The sequence below is a fragment of the Bacillus sp. P4_D3 genome (genome assembly GCF_056401855.1).
On record NZ_JBFUIN010001069.1, the window covers coordinates 1 to 866 of the forward strand.

An 866-nucleotide genomic window follows, 5' to 3' on the forward strand; every position below is an offset into this window, starting at 1 on the left:
CCCTAATACTTCCTGAAATCGCTATGATTTTTTTGTGTATACTCATATGATCCCCTCCTACAAACATCATACTTATGCAGCCATAGAAAAATCAAAAATATTGAACTATTTAACAAGCTGTACATTCATCAATTTTATTTACATAATAATATTATGGTTTATTTTTAACCTTTTATAAAATTAGGTAAGGAAACTCCATATTTGTTATCCTATTTGAGAACGGACAAATCATGTTTGTAAATGGTTTTCACGACTATTATGAATGTTGGCCAGCTGGGGTCCAATGTGAGGATTTGCTTGTAGTTGCTGCACCTGTTATCAAAGGTGCAAAGTGGGTTATGACGCAATGGATGAGTAGAAGAGCATTGTTGTAACAAGTAAATTTACCGACTTTATCATTTTAACCGAGAAGCCCTCCTCCTCTAGACCAAGTGAAGGTTGGGATAGTTCAATTCCAATCTACAATTGAAGTTTTTTGTGAAATTCATTAAAAACATACAAACAGCCATCGTTTCATGGAATGATGGCTGTTTCTGTTTACCATTATACATAATCTTAACTTGGTGGCTGCGTTATTTATAACAGCCGATCAACCTTCCTACTATACAATAGAAAACATCATGTACACTCCAACAACGAAGAAAACGGCTAATGTCTTAATTATCGTAATACCAAAAATCTCTTTATAAGCTTCTCGGTGTGTTAATCCTGTAACTGCAAGTAAAGTTATAACTGCTCCGTTATGAGGGAGAGTATCCATACCTCCCGCTGCCATTGCAATTACACGATGCAGCACATCTAACGGAATATCAAAGTTCGCTGCCGCTTCAATATATTTATCTGCCATTAAACCTAATGTAATACTC

Annotated in this window: 1 pseudogene; it reads right to left on the bottom strand. The window is 35.3% G+C overall.

Annotation, left to right across the window (positions count from 1 at the left end):
- Positions 1–601: 601 nt before the first annotated feature.
- Positions 602–866 (bottom strand): annotated as a pseudogene (locus AC1DTM_RS29205) (GntP family permease); the annotation flags it as partial.